Source organism: Acetobacter sp. AN02 (genome assembly GCF_029759835.1).
Classification (GTDB): Bacteria; Pseudomonadota; Alphaproteobacteria; order Acetobacterales; family Acetobacteraceae; genus Acetobacter.
The window spans coordinates 26,630-43,284 of the sequence record NZ_JAJJND010000009.1; the positions used below are offsets into that span (position 1 = coordinate 26,630).

The 16,655-nt window shown below is 61.6% G+C and carries 13 protein-coding genes and 1 pseudogene; 2 read left to right on the forward strand and 12 right to left on the reverse strand.

Annotated elements, in window-relative coordinates:
- Window positions 1-2: 2 nt before the first annotated feature.
- The 11 genes from rplC to rplK all read right to left on the reverse strand — a co-directional run bounded on the left by rplC (window position 3) and on the right by rplK (window position 14,908).
- On the reverse strand, window positions 3-686 hold the full coding sequence (gene rplC / locus LOC54_RS02160) for a 50S ribosomal protein L3 (RefSeq protein ID WP_279312177.1): 684 nt from the start codon (window positions 684-686) through the stop codon (window positions 3-5).
- A gap of 10 nt (window positions 687-696) precedes the next feature.
- The gene (rpsJ, locus tag LOC54_RS02165) at window positions 697-1,005 is read right to left on the reverse strand and encodes a 30S ribosomal protein S10 (RefSeq protein ID WP_077806598.1); all 309 of its coding nucleotides are present in this window, start codon (window positions 1,003-1,005) and stop codon (window positions 697-699) included.
- Window positions 1,006-1,116: 111 nt separating this feature from the next.
- Window positions 1,117-2,307 (reverse strand): elongation factor Tu, encoded by a 1,191-nt coding sequence (tuf, locus tag LOC54_RS02170; protein WP_279312178.1) that lies wholly within the window; start codon window positions 2,305-2,307, stop codon window positions 1,117-1,119.
- A gap of 119 nt (window positions 2,308-2,426) precedes the next feature.
- Complete coding sequence (rpsG, locus tag LOC54_RS02175; RefSeq protein WP_279312179.1) at window positions 2,427-2,903, reverse strand: 30S ribosomal protein S7; 477 nt, start codon at window positions 2,901-2,903, stop codon at window positions 2,427-2,429.
- A gap of 15 nt (window positions 2,904-2,918) precedes the next feature.
- On the reverse strand, window positions 2,919-3,290 hold the full coding sequence (rpsL, locus tag LOC54_RS02180) for a 30S ribosomal protein S12 (protein ID WP_003621118.1): 372 nt from the start codon (window positions 3,288-3,290) through the stop codon (window positions 2,919-2,921).
- Window positions 3,291-3,767: 477 nt separating this feature from the next.
- Entirely contained in the window at window positions 3,768-7,946 is a 4,179-nt protein-coding gene (gene rpoC, locus LOC54_RS02185; RefSeq protein ID WP_279312180.1) for a DNA-directed RNA polymerase subunit beta', read from the reverse strand.
- 133 nt (window positions 7,947-8,079) lie between these two features.
- On the reverse strand, window positions 8,080-12,252 hold the full coding sequence (rpoB, locus tag LOC54_RS02190) for a DNA-directed RNA polymerase subunit beta (protein WP_279312181.1): 4,173 nt from the start codon (window positions 12,250-12,252) through the stop codon (window positions 8,080-8,082).
- 228 nt (window positions 12,253-12,480) lie between these two features.
- Window positions 12,481-12,858, reverse strand: coding sequence for a 50S ribosomal protein L7/L12 (gene rplL, locus LOC54_RS02195; protein ID WP_279312182.1), 378 nt, complete (start codon window positions 12,856-12,858; stop codon window positions 12,481-12,483).
- Window positions 12,859-12,960: 102 nt separating this feature from the next.
- Window positions 12,961-13,482, reverse strand: coding sequence for a 50S ribosomal protein L10 (rplJ, locus tag LOC54_RS02200; protein WP_279312183.1), 522 nt, complete (start codon window positions 13,480-13,482; stop codon window positions 12,961-12,963).
- 294 nt (window positions 13,483-13,776) lie between these two features.
- Window positions 13,777-14,469 carry a 50S ribosomal protein L1 gene (rplA, locus tag LOC54_RS02205; RefSeq protein ID WP_279312184.1) on the reverse strand — a complete coding sequence of 231 codons (693 nt, stop codon included), beginning with the start codon at window positions 14,467-14,469 and terminating at the stop codon, window positions 13,777-13,779.
- Between the two features lie 4 nt (window positions 14,470-14,473).
- Window positions 14,474-14,908 carry a 50S ribosomal protein L11 gene (gene rplK, locus LOC54_RS02210; RefSeq protein WP_279312185.1) on the reverse strand — a complete coding sequence of 145 codons (435 nt, stop codon included), beginning with the start codon at window positions 14,906-14,908 and terminating at the stop codon, window positions 14,474-14,476.
- A gap of 228 nt (window positions 14,909-15,136) precedes the next feature.
- On the opposite strand from rplK, the gene LOC54_RS02215 reads away from it, so the two are divergent.
- Entirely contained in the window at window positions 15,137-15,943 is an 807-nt protein-coding gene (locus LOC54_RS02215; protein WP_279312186.1) for an NAD kinase, read from the forward strand.
- A gap of 22 nt (window positions 15,944-15,965) precedes the next feature.
- Window positions 15,966-16,343 (forward strand): hypothetical protein, encoded by a 378-nt coding sequence (locus tag LOC54_RS02220; protein WP_279312187.1) that lies wholly within the window; start codon window positions 15,966-15,968, stop codon window positions 16,341-16,343.
- Here the strand turns inward: LOC54_RS02220 and LOC54_RS02225 are convergent.
- Window positions 16,305-16,655, reverse strand: a pseudogene (locus tag LOC54_RS02225) (hypothetical protein); the annotation flags it as partial. The gene LOC54_RS02220 and the pseudogene LOC54_RS02225 sit on opposite strands and share 39 nt — an antisense overlap.

The window sequence follows — 16,655 nt, forward strand, 5'->3', positions numbered from 1 at the left end:
CCTCAGCCCTCCGCCGTCGCGACGGCTGCCGGATACGGAGCCTCAGCATGACGGGCCTTCTTAATTGCGTCACGGACCAGAACCAATCCGTTTTTCGCACCCGGAATGGACCCGCGGATCATCAGCAGATTCTTTTCCGGATCGACCGCAGCAACCTCAAGGTTCAGCGTGGTGATACGCTCGTCACCCAAGTGACCTGCCATCTTCTTGTTCTTGAAGGTCTTGCCCGGATCCTGGCGGTTACCGGTCGAACCGTGAGAACGGTGAGAGATGGACACGCCGTGAGAGGCTTCGAGACCAGCGAAGTTCCAGCGCTTCATGGCGCCTGCGAACCCCTTGCCCTTGCTGGTTCCGGTCACGTCAACCTTCTGGCCTACCACGAAGTGGGAGGCGAGCAGACGGGTGCCGGGCTCCAGAAGCGCATCGGCAGCGACGCGGAATTCGCGCACGGCCTGCTTCGGCTCGACCTTCACGCGGGCATAGTGGCCACGCAGAGGCTTCGAGACATTCTTCACCTTGGCTTTACCCAGGCCGAGCTGGACGGCTGTGTAGCCATCACGTTCCTCGGTACGGGTATCGACGACCTCAAGGTCATCGAGGTGAAGCACTGTGACGGGAACATGTGTCCCGTCTTCCCTGAACAGCCGGGTCATACCCAGCTTTCTTGCGATCAATCCGGTACGCATCGTCTGGACCTTAGAGTTTAATCTCGACATCCACGCCGGCGGCGAGGTCGAGTTTCATGAGGGCGTCCACGGTCTGCGGTGTCGGCTCGACAATGTCGAGCAGCCTGCGGTGAGTCCGAATCTCGAACTGCTCGCGGCTTTTCTTATCCACGTGGGGTGAGCGGTTTACAGTGAACCGTTCGATATGCGTCGGCAGCGGGATAGGACCCCGAACCTGCGCACCCGTACGCTTCGCCGTGTTCACGATTTCCTTCGTGCTGTTATCCAGCACCCGGTGGTCGTAAGCCTTAAGGCGAATGCGGATGTTCTGGTTGTCCATCGTCTCTGTTCAATCCGTTATCTGGTCCGGGAAGCCCGCCACCTGGGAAAAGGCCCCGGCCGGAAAACCGGCCGGGGCCTCACCCGATCTGGGCCCGTCTGGTCCCTGAGATTACTCAGTGATCTTCGAAACCACGCCGGCGCCGACCGTGCGGCCACCCTCGCGGATAGCAAAGCGCAGACCTTCGTCCATGGCGATCGGAGCGATCAGCTCGACATCCATAGCGATGTTGTCGCCCGGCATGACCATTTCCGTGCCTTCCGGCAGGTGAACGACACCGGTGACGTCCGTCGTGCGGAAGTAGAACTGCGGACGGTAGTTCGTGAAGAACGGCGTGTGACGCCCACCCTCTTCCTTCGTAAGGATGTAGGCTTCAGCCTTGAACTTCTTATGCGGCGTGATGGAGCCCGGCTTGGCCAGAACCTGGCCACGCTCGACGTCCTCACGCTTCGTGCCACGCAGAAGCGCACCGATGTTGTCGCCTGCCTCTCCGCGGTCGAGCAGCTTGCGGAACATCTCAACGCCTGTCACGGTCGTCTTCACGGTGTCACGCAGACCGACGATCTCAACTTCGTCACCGACGTTGACAGCGCCACGCTCGACACGGCCCGTCACGACGGTGCCACGGCCGGAAATCGAGAACACATCTTCGATCGGCATCAGGAACGGACGGTCGATCGGACGCTCCGGCTGCGGGATGTAGGCATCAACCGCATCCATCAGCTCGAGAACGCGATTCTCACCAACCTCTGCGTCGCCGTCTTCCAGCGTCACGAGAGCGGAGCCCTTCACGATGGGGATATCATCACCCGGGAACTGATAGGAGGAGAGAAGCTCACGCACTTCCATCTCGACCAGCTCAAGCAGTTCCGGATCGTCAACCTGATCAACCTTGTTCAGGAACACGACCAGAGCCGGCACGCCGACCTGACGGGCGAGCAGGATGTGCTCACGGGTCTGCGGCATCGGGCCGTCTGCAGCAGACACGACCAGGATCGCGCCGTCCATCTGGGCAGCACCGGTGATCATGTTCTTCACGTAGTCAGCGTGACCCGGGCAGTCGACGTGAGCGTAGTGACGCTTGTCGGTCTCGTACTCAACGTGAGCCGTGGAGATCGTAATGCCGCGGGCGCGCTCTTCAGGAGCCGCGTCAATCTGATCATACGCCTTGAACTCAGCGCCGCCCTTCTTTGCAAGGGTCTTGGTGATTGCTGCAGTCAGCGAGGTCTTGCCGTGATCGACGTGACCGATCGTGCCGATGTTGCAGTGCGGCTTATTCCGCTCAAACTTAGCCTTTGCCATCGTTTCTCTCCGTTACCGGCTGACGCCGGAGTCGGTTACCCAGAATCTGTGCGCCACGCTGTGGGCGTCGGGCGCGTTACCATCTCCGGAAGCTGTTGACCAGCACCCGGAGGACATCCTTACCAGCGGTAGTGGCTGAACGCCTTGTTCGCTTCCGCCATGCGATGCGTGTCTTCGCGCTTCTTCACGGCAGCGCCACGATTGTTCACCGCGTCCAGCAGTTCGTTGGACAGGCGGTCCCGCATCGTGTTCTCGCCGCGCTTGCGGGAGGCATCGATCAGCCAGCGGATCGCCAGAGCCTGACGACGATCCGTACGAACCTCGACCGGCACCTGGTAGGTCGCACCGCCGACGCGGCGGGAGCGGACCTCGACAGCCGGCTTCACGTTGTCCAGCGCCGCATGGAACATCGCGACCGGATCGGCGGCAGCGCCACCTCGACGGACCAGCGAGTCCAGAGCGCCGTAGACGATGCCTTCGGCGGTGGATTTCTTACCGTCATACATCAGCGCATTCATGAAGCGCGTGATGACGACGTCTCCGAATTTCGGATCAGGAAGGATCTCGCGCTTTACAGCGCGGTGACGGCGACTCATACCTCGGTATTCCCCTTACTTCGGACGCTTCGCGCCATACAGCGAACGACGCTGACGACGCTTTGCGATACCCTGCGTATCGAGCACGCCGCGCAGGATGTGATAACGCACACCCGGAAGATCCTTGACTCGGCCACCGCGGATCAGGACGACACTGTGCTCCTGAAGATTGTGGCCCTCACCGGGGATGTAGCTCACAACTTCGTAGCCATTCGTGAGGCGCACCTTGGCGACCTTACGCAGAGCGGAGTTCGGCTTCTTCGGCGTCGTCGTATAGACACGCGTGCAGACGCCACGCTTCTGCGGGCAGCCCTGCAGGGCCGGCACCTTGTTGCGCTTGGCCGCGGGTTCGCGACCCTTGGCGATCAACTGGTTGATGGTCGGCATGCGCCCTTCCCGATCCTTACACAGTTCGGCCGGCCAGCCCTTTTCCGGCTGCCGACTTTCGTTCAAACAAAACACCCTCCCCGACACAGCGCCGGGACGGGCCTATCTTTACATCCGGCCTCTGCCCGTCACGAGGAGGGCGGTACCGCATGTCTGCCTGCTGCAATGGCAACCTTTATTCCGTTTTCCTGCATGCAGGCGGAAAGGGTTAACCGAGGGCGCGGAACCTACGGAGCGGAAAGCGGCAAGTCAAGCAGCGTACTGCGATTCTCTTCGCAAATCCGGCTTCCGCTGAACAGCCATGCAGTCTCAAGACGGACCGCATCCCGCACCCGGAACATCGAATTGCGCGGGTCATAGCGCGAATTTCCGCGGCTGACCAGAGAAAAAAGGCAGATTCGGACCGGAATCCCTCAGGAAAAAACAAAAGGCCGGGAGTGACCCCGGCCTTTTATCCTTACAACCTGTCTGCGGCGTTTATTCCGCAGCCTGAGGCCCCTGCAGACGCTGACGATCCTGGCGTGCGGCGATGGTCCGCAGGCGGTTCATCACGCTGCCTGTGCCCGCCGGGATCAGACGTCCGACGATCACGTTTTCCTTCAGACCGTTCAGCGAATCGACCTTGCCGGCTGTTGCCGCCTCGGTCAGGACGCGTGTGGTCTCCTGGAAGGAGGCCGCCGAGATGAAGGACTGAGTCTGCAGGGAGGCTTTGGTGATACCCTGCAGCACCGGCATGGCCGAGGCCGGACGCTCTCCTGCATTCAGGCGCTTCGTGTTTTCCGTCTCGAACTCGATCCGGTCCACCGTCTCCCCGATCAGGTATGTCGTGTCGCCAGGCTCCAGGATCTCGACCTTCTGCAGCATCTGGCGAACGATCACCTCGATGTGCTTGTCGTTGATCTTCACGCCCTGGAGGCGATAGACGTCCTGGATCTCGTTGACGAGGTAGTCGGACAGAGCCTCGACACCCATGACCTTGAGAATGTCATGCGGCACGCGCGGACCGTCGACCAGCGGATCTCCGCGCTCGACGAAGTCGCCTTCCTGCACGGAGACATGCTTGCCCTTCGGCACGAGATATTCGGTCTCTTCGCCCGTCTCGTCATTCTTGACGATGATGCGGCGCTTTGACTTGTAATCCTTGCCGAATTCCACACGACCGTCGTTCTCCGCGATGATCGCGTGATCCTTCGGACGCCGGGCCTCGAACAGCTCGGCCACACGCGGCAGACCACCGGTAATGTCGCGGGTCTTGGAGCCTTCGCGCGGGATACGGGCCAGCACGTCACCGGCATGGACCTGCGCTCCGTTCTCGACGGACAGCAGGCTGTCCGGGGAGAGGAAGTAGCGGGCGTCATTACCGTTCTCGAGCTTGATGACCTCGCCCTTCGCGTCCTTGAGCTGCAGCCTCGGGCGCAGATCCACGCCTTTGGACGCCTGCTTGTAGTCCACGACGACCTTGGAGGTCAGGCCCGTCACCTCGTCCATACGCTCGACCAGCGTGATGGAGTCGATCAGGTCGAGATACTCCACGGTTCCTGCCTTCTCCGTGATGATCGGCAGGGTGTACGGATCCCACTCGGCCATCTTCTGGTTACGGGCGACGGACTGACCGTCATCCACCAGCAGACGGGCGCCGTAAGGCACGCGGTATTTCGCGCGTTCGACGTCGTTTTCGTCCAGCAGCACGATTTCGCAGTTACGCGACATCACGACCGGCACGTTCTGGCTGTTCTGAACCACGTTGCGGTTGCGGATCATCACCTTGCCGTCACGCGAAGCCTCGACCATCGACTGCTCGGCACCACGCTGCGCCGCACCGCCGATATGGAAGGTGCGCATGGTCAGCTGCGTGCCGGGCTCTCCGATGGACTGGGCCGCGATAACGCCCACGGCCTCTCCGATGTTGACCGGCGTGCCGCGTGCGAGGTCACGGCCGTAGCAGTGTCCGCAGACACCGACGCGGCTGTCGCAGGTCAGCACGGAGCGGATCAGGACGCTTTCGACACCGGCTTTCTCGATCTGCTCAGCGACGGCTTCCTCGATCAGCTCGTTGCGGCGGACCAGCACCTCACCCGTTGCCGGGCTGGCGATGTCCGCAGCCGCGGTACGGCCGAGGATACGTTCGGACAGGGATGCGATCACCTCTCCGCCATCCATCACGGCGCGGATCGTCAGACCGCGTTCGGTGCCGCAGTCTTCCTCGATGATGATGCTGTCCTGCGCCACGTCCACGAGGCGGCGGGTCAGGTATCCCGAGTTTGCCGTCTTCAGAGCCGTATCCGCGAGGCCCTTACGGGCACCGTGGGTCGAGGTGAAGTAGTCGAGAACCGACAGGCCTTCCTTGAAGTTGGCGATGATCGGCTGCTCGATGATCTCGCCGGACGGCTTGGCCATCAGGCCGCGCATTCCTGCAAGCTGCTTCATCTGGGCCGGCGATCCTCGGGCCCCGGAGTGGCTCATCATCCAGACCGAGTTGATCGGCTTGCCGATCTCGGCTCTGGAGATCTCCTTGGTCATCGCGGCCTGGACCTCGTCCGTGCAGCGCGACCAGGCGTCAACCACCTTGTTGTAGCGTTCGCCCGCGGTGATCAGACCTTCCTGATACTGCTGCTCGAACTCCTTGACCTCTGCGGACGTGCGATCGACCAGCTCCTTCTTCTCTTTCGGGATGATCATGTCATCCTTGCCGAAGGAGATGCCGGCCTTTGCCGCGTGACGGAAGCCGAGGCCCATCATGCGGTCACAGAAGATCACGGCCTCTTTCTGACCGCAGTGACGATACACCGCGTCGATCACGTCCGAGACGTTCTTCTTGGTCAGCTGACGGTTGACCAGGGAGAACGGGATGGAGCCGTGCTTCGGCAGAAGCTGGGCGATGAGCATCCGGCCCGGAGTGGTGATGTAGGTCCGGGTGACGGTGCTGCCGTCCGGCTCGACACTTTCGTAGCGTGCGCGGATCTTGTCGTGCAGCTTCAGCGCGCCGGCGGAGAGGGCATATTCGATCTCGCCCGCGCCTGCGAACGCAGTCGGTGCCGCGCGAAGGATGCGGCCGGTGCCTTCCTCGATCTCTGCCGTGTCGGGAGTTGCCGTGAATTCCGGCGTCTCCAGGCTGAGATAATAGAGACCCAGAACGATGTCCTGGGACGGCACGATGATCGGCTTGCCGTTTGCCGGGCTGAGGATGTTGTTGGTCGACATCATCAGCACGCGGGCCTCGAGCTGCGCCTCCAGAGAGAGCGGCACGTGCACGGCCATCTGGTCTCCGTCGAAATCTGCGTTAAAGGCGGTGCAGACCAGCGGATGAAGCTGGATCGCCTTGCCTTCCACGAGGATCGGCTCGAAGGCCTGGATACCGAGACGGTGCAGGGTCGGTGCACGGTTGAGCATGACCGGATGTTCGCGGATGACCTCTTCGAGGATATCCCAGACTTCCGGACGCTCTTTCTCCACCATCCGCTTGGCGGCCTTGATGGTGGTGGCGTGACCGTATTTCTCGAGCTTCGAATAGATGAACGGCTTGAACAGCTCCAGCGCCATCTTCTTCGGCAGGCCGCACTGATGCAGTTTCAGCTCGGGGCCGACCACGATGACCGAACGTCCGGAATAGTCCACGCGCTTGCCGAGCAGGTTCTGACGGAAGCGTCCCTGCTTGCCCTTGAGCATGTCGGACAGCGACTTCAGAGGGCGCTTGTTGGCGCCCGTGATCGCACGGCCGCGGCGGCCGTTATCGAACAGCGCATCGACCGCTTCCTGCAGCATGCGCTTTTCGTTGCGGACGATGATGTCCGGCGCACGCAGCTCCATCAGCCGTTTCAGACGGTTGTTACGGTTGATGACGCGGCGGTAGAGATCGTTGAGGTCCGAGGTCGCGAACCGGCCGCCGTCGAGCGGCACGAGCGGACGCAGCTCGGGCGGGATGACCGGAACCAGGTCCAGGATCATCCATTCCGGGCGGCAGCCGCTTTCGGCAAAGGCCTCGATCAGCTTCAGGCGCTTGACGAGCTTCTTGCGCTTGGCCTCGGAGGTTGTCTCCTTGAGCTCCTGACGGAGCCTGACCTTCTCTTCGTCGCATTCGATGCGCTCAAGGATCTTCTTGATCGCTTCGGCACCGATTCCGACTTCGATTCCGTCCTCGGCATGCTCGTCCAGCACGTCGAGATACTGGTCTTCCGACAGCAGGCTGTACTGCTTGAGCGGAGAGGTGCCCGGCTCGAGAACGATATAGCTCTCGAAATACAGGACCTTTTCCAGATCCTTCAGCGGCAGGTCGACCATCAGGCCGATACGGCTCGGCAGGGACTTCAGGAACCAGATGTGCGCGACAGGGCTAGCAAGCTGGATGTGACCCATCCGCTCACGGCGCACCTTTGCCAGCGTGACTTCCACGCCGCATTTCTCGCAGATGATTCCGCGGAATTTCATCCGCTTGTATTTGCCGCACAGGCATTCGTAATCCTTGATCGGACCGAAAATGCGTGCGCAGAACAGACCATCGCGCTCCGGCTTGAATGTCCGGTAGTTGATCGTCTCGGGCTTTTTGATCTCACCAAACGACCAGGACCGCATCTGCTCACTGGACGCGAGCTGAATACGGATCTGATCGAAGGTCGCGGCCTGACCTGTCTGGCCAAGGATCTTCATGAGTTCATTCATGCGCCGGAAACCTCCACGACCGGAACGCTGCGGACACCGCCCGCATCCGCGCATACCGGTCTGTTAAAACCACGTCCCTGCCGGTTCGGGAGAACCGGGTAAAAAGCGGGGCCTGACAGAGCCCCGCGGCTGATCACTCGCCGCTGTTTTCCAGATCGACGTTCAGGCCGAGCGACTTGAGCTCCTTGACGAGAACGTTGAAGCTCTCCGGAATACCGGCCTCGAAGTCATCCTGCTCGCGCACGATGGCCTCATAGACCTTGGTACGTCCGGACACGTCGTCGGACTTGACCGTCAGCATTTCCTGCAGCGTGTAGGCCGCACCGTAGGCCTCAAGTGCCCAGACCTCCATCTCTCCGAAGCGCTGACCACCGAACTGCGCCTTACCACCCAGCGGCTGCTGCGTGACGAGGGAGTACGGACCGATCGAACGGGCATGGATCTTGTCATCGACAAGGTGATGCAGCTTCAGCATGTAGATGTAGCCGACCGTCGTCTTCCGCTCGAACGGCTCGCCCGTGCGTCCGTCGATCAGCTGGGACTGGCCCGATTTATCGACACCTGCCTTCTCGAGCATCGCCTCGATATCGGGGATCGATGCACCGTCGAAAACCGGTGTCGCGATCGGCACGCCACGGCGCAGGTTGTTCGCCAGCTCCGTCAGCTCACCCGTGCTCATGTCCGCGATGGAGGTCTCATAGACCTTCTCACCATAGACATCCTTCAGCTCGGCCAGCAGCTCCTGCTTCTTCTCGCCGGTGCGCTGGTATTCATCGACCAGATCTCCGATCCCCGCACCGATCTTGGCGCAGGCCCAGCCCAGATGCGTCTCCAGAATCTGTCCTACGTTCATGCGCGACGGCACGCCCAGCGGGTTCAGCACCAGATCGACGGAGGTGCCGTCCTCAAGGAACGGCATGTCCTCGACCGGAACGACGCGGGAGACGACACCCTTGTTTCCGTGACGTCCGGCCATCTTGTCGCCCGGCTGCAGCTTACGCTTCACCGCGACGAACACCTTGACCATCTTCATCACGCCCGGCGGCAGTTCGTCACCGCGCTGGAGCTTCTCGACCTTGTTGTCGAAACGGGCCTGGATCTTTGCCACGGAGGCATCGAACTCGCGGCGCAGCGTCTCAAGCTCGGCCATGACCGCATCGGACTCGACCGTGATGTTCCGCCATGCACCGCGCGGGTGCTCGGACAGAACCTCATCCGTCAGGACCGTGCCGGAACGGATGGCCTTAAAGCCGGTTCCGGCCGTCTGGTTCAGCAGATGCTCGCGCAGACGGTTATAGAACGAGCGCTCCTGGATACCGCGCTCGTCATCGCGGTCTTTCGCCAGACGCTCGATCTCCGCGCGCTCGATCGCCATCGCACGCTCGTCCTTGTCGACGCCGCGACGGGAGAAGACCCGAACGTCAACAATCGTCCCGGTTGTGCCGGGCGGCAGACGCAGCGAGGTATCGCGGACATCGGAGGCTTTCTCTCCGAAGATGGCGCGGAGGAGCTTTTCTTCCGGCGTCATCGGGCTTTCGCCCTTCGGCGTCACCTTACCGACCAGAATGTCTCCCGGATTCACTTCCGCGCCGACATAGACGATACCCGCCTCGTCGAGGTTGCGGAGAGCTTCCTCTCCGACATTCGGGATATCGCGGGTGATCTCTTCCTGACCCAGCTTCGTATCGCGGGCCATGACCTCGAATTCCTCGATATGGATCGAGGTGAAGACGTCGTCACGGGCGATGCGCTCGGAGATAAGGATCGAGTCCTCGAAGTTGTAGCCGTTCCAGGGCATGAACGCGACGAGCACGTTACGGCCCAGAGCCAGTTCGCCCAGCTCCGTGGACGGACCGTCCGCGATAATGTCACCTGCCGCGACCCTGTCACCCACGCGAACCAGCGGACGCTGGTTGATGCAGGTGGACTGGTTGGAGCGGGAGTATTTCCGCAGACGATAGATATCGACGCCCTGGGTGGAGCCGGACGTGTCCGTTGCCCGCACCACGATACGCGCGCCGTCGATCTGATCGACCACACCCTCGCGACGGGCGACGATCGTCGCGCCGGAGTCGTGGGCGACAGCCGCTTCCATGCCAGTGCCGACCAGCGGCGCGTCGGAGCGCACCAGAGGTACGGCCTGACGCTGCATGTTCGAGCCCATCAGCGCGCGGTTCGCGTCATCGTTCTCAAGGAACGGGATCAGCGCCGCCGCCACGGAAACGAGCTGCTTGGGGGAGACGTCACAGGCCGTGACCTCGGTCGGCGGAACCTGACGGAAGTCTCCGCTTCTGCGAACCGAGACCAGTTCCCCGGTCAGCTCGCCCTTCTCGTTCTGCTCGGCATCGGCCTGCGCCACCACGAGGCGGTCCTCTTCCATTGCGGAGAGGTATTTCCAGCCGTCCTGCAGCACACCGTCCTTCACGAGGCGGTACGGCGTCTCGATGAAGCCGTATTTGTTCACTTTGGCGTAGGTCGCGAGCGAGTTGATCAGACCGATATTCGGGCCTTCCGGCGTCTCGATCGGACAGATACGGCCGTAATGCGTCGGATGCACGTCACGGACCTCGAAGCCTGCGCGCTCACGCGTCAGACCGCCCGGACCCAGTGCAGAGAGGCGGCGCTTATGCGTCACTTCCGACAGCGGGTTGGTCTGGTCCATGAACTGGCTGAGCTGTGACGAGCCGAAGAACTCGCGCACGGCTGCGGCTGCGGGTTTGGCGTTGATGAGGTCATGCGGCATGACCGTATCGATATCGACGGAGCCCATGCGCTCGCGGATTGCCCGCTCCATACGCAGGAGACCGACGCGATACTGGTTTTCCATCAGCTCGCCGACGGAGCGCACGCGGCGGTTGCCGAGATTGTCGATATCGTCGATCTGACCGCGACCGTCCTTCAGGTCGCACATGACCTTGATGGTCCGCAGGATGTCTTCCTTGCGCAGGACGCGGGTTGTATCCGGGCAGTCCAGACCAAGGCGCATGTTCATCTTCACGCGGCCGACCGAGGACAGGTCGTAGCGATCGGGATCGAAGAACAGGCCGCGGAACATCGCCTCGGCCGTCTCTGCGGTCGGCGGCTCGCCCGGGCGCATGACGCGATAGATATCGATCAGCGCCTCGTCACGTGAACCGTTCTTGTCGACGGTCAGCGTGTTGCGGATCCAGGGACCATTCACGGAATCGACGGCAAGGGTCGGCAGATCCGTCAGACCGGCGTCCTCAAGGGCGCGCAGACGGGCTTCCGTCAGCTCCTCGCCGGCCTCGGCATAGATCTCACCCGTCGTGGTGTTCACCAGATCATGGGCGACGAAGCGTCCGAGCAGATCCGCATCGGTGGCGAGCACGACCTTTGTCGTCTCGGCAATCTTTTTGACCGTGCGAGCCGTGAGTTTGGCGTCGGCCTCAGCCACGATCTCTCCGGATTCCGCGTCCACCAGCGGAGCGAGCAGCTTCTGGCCACGGAACGACTCGGCATCGAACGGGCGCGCCCAGCCCTTGACGGTCCGGGAGAAGGTCACGGTGCCGTAGAAATAGCCAAGGATCTCGTCGGCATCCATGCCGCGGATTTCCATGGAATCGACATCGCCGCCGGCCTCGGCCTTCGCCGTGCGGGCCTGCTCCGAATGCTGCCCCTCGAGTGCGTAGAGCAGCGTCGTGACCGGCAGCTTCCGCTTGCGGTCGATGCGGACATAGATCAGATCTTTCGCGTCGAACTCGAAATCGAGCCAGGAGCCGCGATAGGGGATGACACGTGCGGTGAAGAGATACTTGCCGGATGAATGCGTCTTGCCCTTGTCGTGATCGAAGAACACGCCGGGGCTGCGATGCATCTGGCTGACGATCACGCGCTCGGTGCCGTTGATGATGAACGTGCCGTTATCAGTCATGAGCGGGATGTCGCCCATATAGACCGGCTGCTCCTTGATGTCGCGGATGGAGCGGGAACCTGTATCCTCGTCCACATCCCAGACGATCAGACGGAGAATGACCTTCAGCGGCGCGGCATAGGTCAGGCCGCGCTGGATGCACTCGTCAACGTCGTATTTCGGCTCTTCGAATTCGTAATTGACGAATTCGAGGCGGCCACGGCCCGCGAAGTCATTGATCGGGAACACCGAGCGGAAGACTTCCTGCAGACCGGCCTGCGCACGGGCATCGGGAGACACGTTCGCCTGCAGGAACGCCTCATATGAGGCGCGCTGGACGTCGATCAGATTCGGCATCGGAGCGATTTCGGGGATACGCCCGAAGCTCTTGCGGATACGCTTGCGCCCGGTAAAGGATTTAGAAATCGCATTCATCGTATTCTGCTCCGTCCCTGCCATCGGACTATCAGGCCATCTGTCCGTCGATTCAGATGGCCGGACAGTCCGGCGGTGTATTTATCAGATACCGCACCTGGCTTTGCCACAACTCGGGCATCCTGCACAACAGACAGGCAGGCGGAGACCGAAACGGCCTCCGCCCGAACCAGATCAGAAGTCCTGATGACGCCAGGGAAACCCCCGGACATCACCGGATCCGCGAGATTATTTAATCTCGACGGTTGCTCCGTTCTCTTCGAGAACCTTCTTGATCTTCTCGGCTTCTTCCTTGTTGACGCCTTCCTTGACGGTCTTCGGAGCGCCTTCAACGAGATCCTTGGCTTCTTTCAGGCCCAGGCCCGTGATGCCGCGGATTTCCTTAATGACGTTGATCTTCTTGTCGCCGGCGCCGGCCAGGATGACAGTGAATTCCGTCTGCTCTTCAGCCGGAGCGGCAGCAGCGCCACCCGGAGCCGCAGCGGCAACAGCCACCGGAGCAGCGGCGGAAACGCCCCACTTCTCCTCGAGCAGCTTGGACAGCTCGGCAGCTTCGAGAACGGTAAGAGCGGACAGCTCGTCAACGAGTTTGTTCAGATCGGCCATGACTGGTCTTCCTAATATAGATACCGGTTACCCATGCGCAACCCGCCGCAGCGGTCGCATGACAAAGTTTCGAACCCCTCCGGCACATGCCGGGGGAGTTTTTCAGGCTGCCGCCTCGCCTTTCCTGGCCCAGGCGCCCGTGACCCGAGCGAGCTGTCCTGCCGGCGCCTGGAGAACGCCTGCGATGCGCGTGGCGGGGGTCGAGATGAGCCCCACCAGCTGCGCCCGGAGCGTATCCAGGGACGGAAGCTCGGCCAGCGCCTTGACACCATCCGCATTCAGCGTCTGTGTGCCCAGAGCGCCACCGAGCAGAACAAGCTTCTCGTTGGTCTTGGCGAACTCGACGATCACCTTCGCCACAGCCACAGGGTCGGCCGCCCACGCAAGCGCGGTCGGTCCCTTCAGCAGTGGCTTGATGCCTTCGAACTGGGTCCCGTCGAGGGCGAGAGTGGCCAGCCGGTTCTTCGCGACTTTATAGGTCGCACCCGCAGCGCGCACCTTCCGGCGCAGGTCCGTCACATCAGCGACCGTCAGCCCGTCATTGCGGGTGACAACCACCATGGACGTCCCGGCGAACACGGCAGCGAGCGAGGCGACAAATTCGCGCTTCTCCGTACGGTCCAAATCCCGTCTCCGTCATGATCAGGCGGCCAGAGCCGCCGGATCGGGTTTCCCTTGAACCTCCCGCCTCCGCAGAGACGGAAAATCCGGTTCGCCTGTCCTCTTCCACGGAAAGGCCGGACAGAGCAGCGGACCGCTCACCGGCATCCATATCTCCCGGGCGCGCTCCCGGAGGAGCCTTAAGGCTTTCGCCACGTCCGGTCTCGGACAGGATCGGAACATCACCCCGAGGGGCAATCTCCTGGATGCCGCTCCGCGGACGGAACGGCAACGTTCTTCAGAATCGTCTTTCGCGGATCAGACCGCGAAATCGGAAACATCCACGCTGACGCCGGGGCCCATCGTGGAGGACAGAGCCACCTTCTTAAGGTAGGTGCCCTTTGCGCCGGTCGGACGTGCTTTCTGCACGGCGTCGATCAGCGCACGGATGTTCTCGGACAGCTTGCCAGCCTCGAAAGACGCCTTACCGACTCCGGCGTGGATGATACCGGCCTTCTCGGCGCGATACTCAACCTGACCGGATTTTGCAGCCGTGACGGCACCCTTGACGTCCATGGTGACGGTGCCGAGCTTCGGGTTCGGCATCAGGCCGCGCGGGCCGAGCACCTTACCGAGACGACCGACCAGAGCCATCATGTCCGGGGTCGCGATGCAGCGGTCGAACTCGATCTCTCCGGCCTGCACCTTTTCCATCAGGTCTTCAGCGCCAACAACCTCGGCTCCGGCTGCCTTCGCTTCCTCGGCCTTGGGGCCGCGGGCGAACACGCCGACGCGCAGGGTCTTGCCCGTGCCGTTCGGCAGGGAGATCAGGCCGCGGACCATCTGATCAGCATGGCGCGGATCGATGCCGAGGTTGAGGGAGACCTCAACTGTCTCGTCAAATTTTGCCTTTGCGTTGGTCTTCACCAGCGCCACGGCCTCGTCCAGTCCGTACAGCTTCGTGCCGTCAACAGATGCGCGGGCCGCCGTCAGACGTTTGTCTTTTGCCATGATCTCAGCCCTCCACAACCTGCAGGCCCATTGAGCGGGCGGAGCCTTCGAGCATGCGGACGGCAGCGTCCAGATCGTTGGCGTTCATATCCTGATGCTTCTGCTCGGCGATCTCGCGCAGCTGGGCTTTCGTCACCTTGCCGACCGCGGCGGACTTGCCGACCGTCTGGCTGCCCTTGGAAATCTTCGCTGCCTTGAGCAGGAAGTAGGTGTTCGGCGGGGTCTTGGTGATGAAGCTGAACGTGCGGTCCGCATAGGCGGTGATCACCACCGGAATCGGCATGCCAGGCTCAAGGGACTGGGTCTTGGCGTTGAACGCCTTGCAGAATTCCATGATGTTCAGGCCGCGCTGACCGAGAGCGGGACCGACCGGCGGAGACGGGTTCGCCTTACCTGCCGGAATCTGCAGCTTGATGTAGCCAACGATTTTTTTGGCCATATCCGGGACTCCTCATATTGTGCCCGGACCGCGGTGATATCGGCCTTCCGACTCTGCACACAGGCAGAATCGCGCAGCCTCCCGCGTTCCGTAGGAAGGCGGGGCCATAGCTGCCGCCCGGATATGAGTCAACCCTTAAGAAAGGGTTTTCGCCTCCTGCCCCCTTCATACGGGCCCCGGAGTTCTGTTAAAGCCGGGGATCAGATGCTACCGAAGATGGATCGGATCATGACCACGCCGCCCCAGGAAGACTCACCCGTCGTTCGTCCGGCTCCCGGCAGAATTGCCTTTCTGGCGATGCGTAAGGACAAGGCGCAGAAGGAATTTGCCCGTCTGACGCGGCGGTACGGCAATATCCGGCCTGAGGAGGCGGATGTGATCGTCTGTCTGGGCGGAGACGGCTTCATGCTGCAGACGCTGCGCACCGTGATGCATCTGAACGTGCCTGTCTATGGCATGAACTGCGGCTCCGTGGGCTTTATGATGAATGCGCCGGATGAGGACGATCTTCCGGCCCGGATCAGCCGGGCGCAGAGTGCTGCGCTGCATCCGCTGCACATGAAGGCTACCGATGCGGACGGGGTGATCTGGGAGGCGGATGCGCTGAACGATGTCTATCTCTTCCGCCAGACGCACCAGGCAGCCAAGATCCGTATCGATGTGGACGGACGGGTGCGGCTTCCCGAACTGATCAGTGACGGCGTGATCCTTGCCACGCCTGCCGGCTCCACGGCCTATAATCTCTCGGTCCAGGGACCGATCGTTCCGCTGTCGGGCAATCTGTTCCCCCTCACGCCCATCAGCCCGTTCCGTCCGCGCCGCTGGCATGGCGCGCTCCTGCCCCACACATCCGAGGTGCGTTTTACGGTGCATGAGGCGGATAAGCGCCCTGTTGCCGCCGTGGCGGATGCCATTGAGGTCCGCAATGTCGTGTCCGTGACGGTCCGGGAGAACCGGGATCTGACGGCCACGCTGCTGTTCGATCCGGGGCAGACGCTGTCGGAACGGATCATCGCGGAGCAGTTCTCATCCTGAGCCGGGATTAAAGGGGCGGGATATGTCCGAAGATTACACAACCGGACCGGTGGATATCGTCATGTCGCCGGTACAGTTTGCCGCCGTCATGCAGGATAAAACAATTACCGAGCATGAGACATTTACAGGCAGACTGATGACGCGCGGCATTGGCGTCATTGAAGTCATCGGTGGGGCGCTGGAGTTTTTCGGTGCCGGAGGATTATATGCCGCGCCCGAGCCGACGATGATAACCAAGGCAGGAGGCACGCTTCTTGCCCTGAATGGCACTGATAATTTCTACAATGGCGTCCGGGAGGTCTGGACCGGGCATAGTTCAGATACGTTAACTTCCGAACTGGCCCGTCAGGCTGTCCTCAAATTAGGTTTCGTGGACAAATGGTATCCACTGGAGTGCTGACACGAGACTGACGAAGCCAGGATATGATTCCTTGGTTTTGTCATATCGGGTGGCGATGCGTCGCCAGTTCTTGAGTTTATTGAACAGGCGCTCGACGAGATTGCGCCAGCAGTATTTGGTTCTATCGTGAGGGACGGGAGTGCGGCGGTTGCTTTTGGCCGGGATGACGGCTTCGATTTCGTGTTTAGTCCCGGGATTTGATGGGGTATTATTTTCACGCGAGTGGAAGGACGCCTTATGGGACAGATACGTCATGGGAGCGCCACGACCACGCACGCCGTGCGAGCAGCAATACAGCGATCGCAGGCTTCG

Excerpts from the sequence above, each read along its gene's own strand:
- rplC (WP_279312177.1), bottom strand. The coding sequence starts at position 686 with ATGCGTACCGGATTGATCGCAAGAAAGCTGGGTATGACCCGGCTGTTC.
- rpsJ (WP_077806598.1), bottom strand. The coding sequence starts at position 1,005 with ATGGACAACCAGAACATCCGCATTCGCCTTAAGGCTTACGACCACCGG.
- tuf (WP_279312178.1), bottom strand. The coding sequence starts at position 2,307 with ATGGCAAAGGCTAAGTTTGAGCGGAATAAGCCGCACTGCAACATCGGC.
- rpsG (WP_279312179.1), bottom strand. The coding sequence starts at position 2,903 with ATGAGTCGCCGTCACCGCGCTGTAAAGCGCGAGATCCTTCCTGATCCG.
- rpsL (WP_003621118.1), bottom strand. The coding sequence starts at position 3,290 with ATGCCGACCATCAACCAGTTGATCGCCAAGGGTCGCGAACCCGCGGCC.
- rpoC (WP_279312180.1), bottom strand. The coding sequence starts at position 7,946 with ATGAATGAACTCATGAAGATCCTTGGCCAGACAGGTCAGGCCGCGACC.
- rpoB (WP_279312181.1), bottom strand. The coding sequence starts at position 12,252 with ATGAATGCGATTTCTAAATCCTTTACCGGGCGCAAGCGTATCCGCAAG.
- rplL (WP_279312182.1), bottom strand. The coding sequence starts at position 12,858 with ATGGCCGATCTGAACAAACTCGTTGACGAGCTGTCCGCTCTTACCGTT.
- rplA (WP_279312184.1), bottom strand. The coding sequence starts at position 14,469 with ATGGCAAAAGACAAACGTCTGACGGCGGCCCGCGCATCTGTTGACGGC.
- rplK (WP_279312185.1), bottom strand. The coding sequence starts at position 14,908 with ATGGCCAAAAAAATCGTTGGCTACATCAAGCTGCAGATTCCGGCAGGT.
- LOC54_RS02215 (WP_279312186.1), top strand. The coding sequence starts at position 15,137 with ATGACCACGCCGCCCCAGGAAGACTCACCCGTCGTTCGTCCGGCTCCC.
- LOC54_RS02220 (WP_279312187.1), top strand. The coding sequence starts at position 15,966 with ATGTCCGAAGATTACACAACCGGACCGGTGGATATCGTCATGTCGCCG.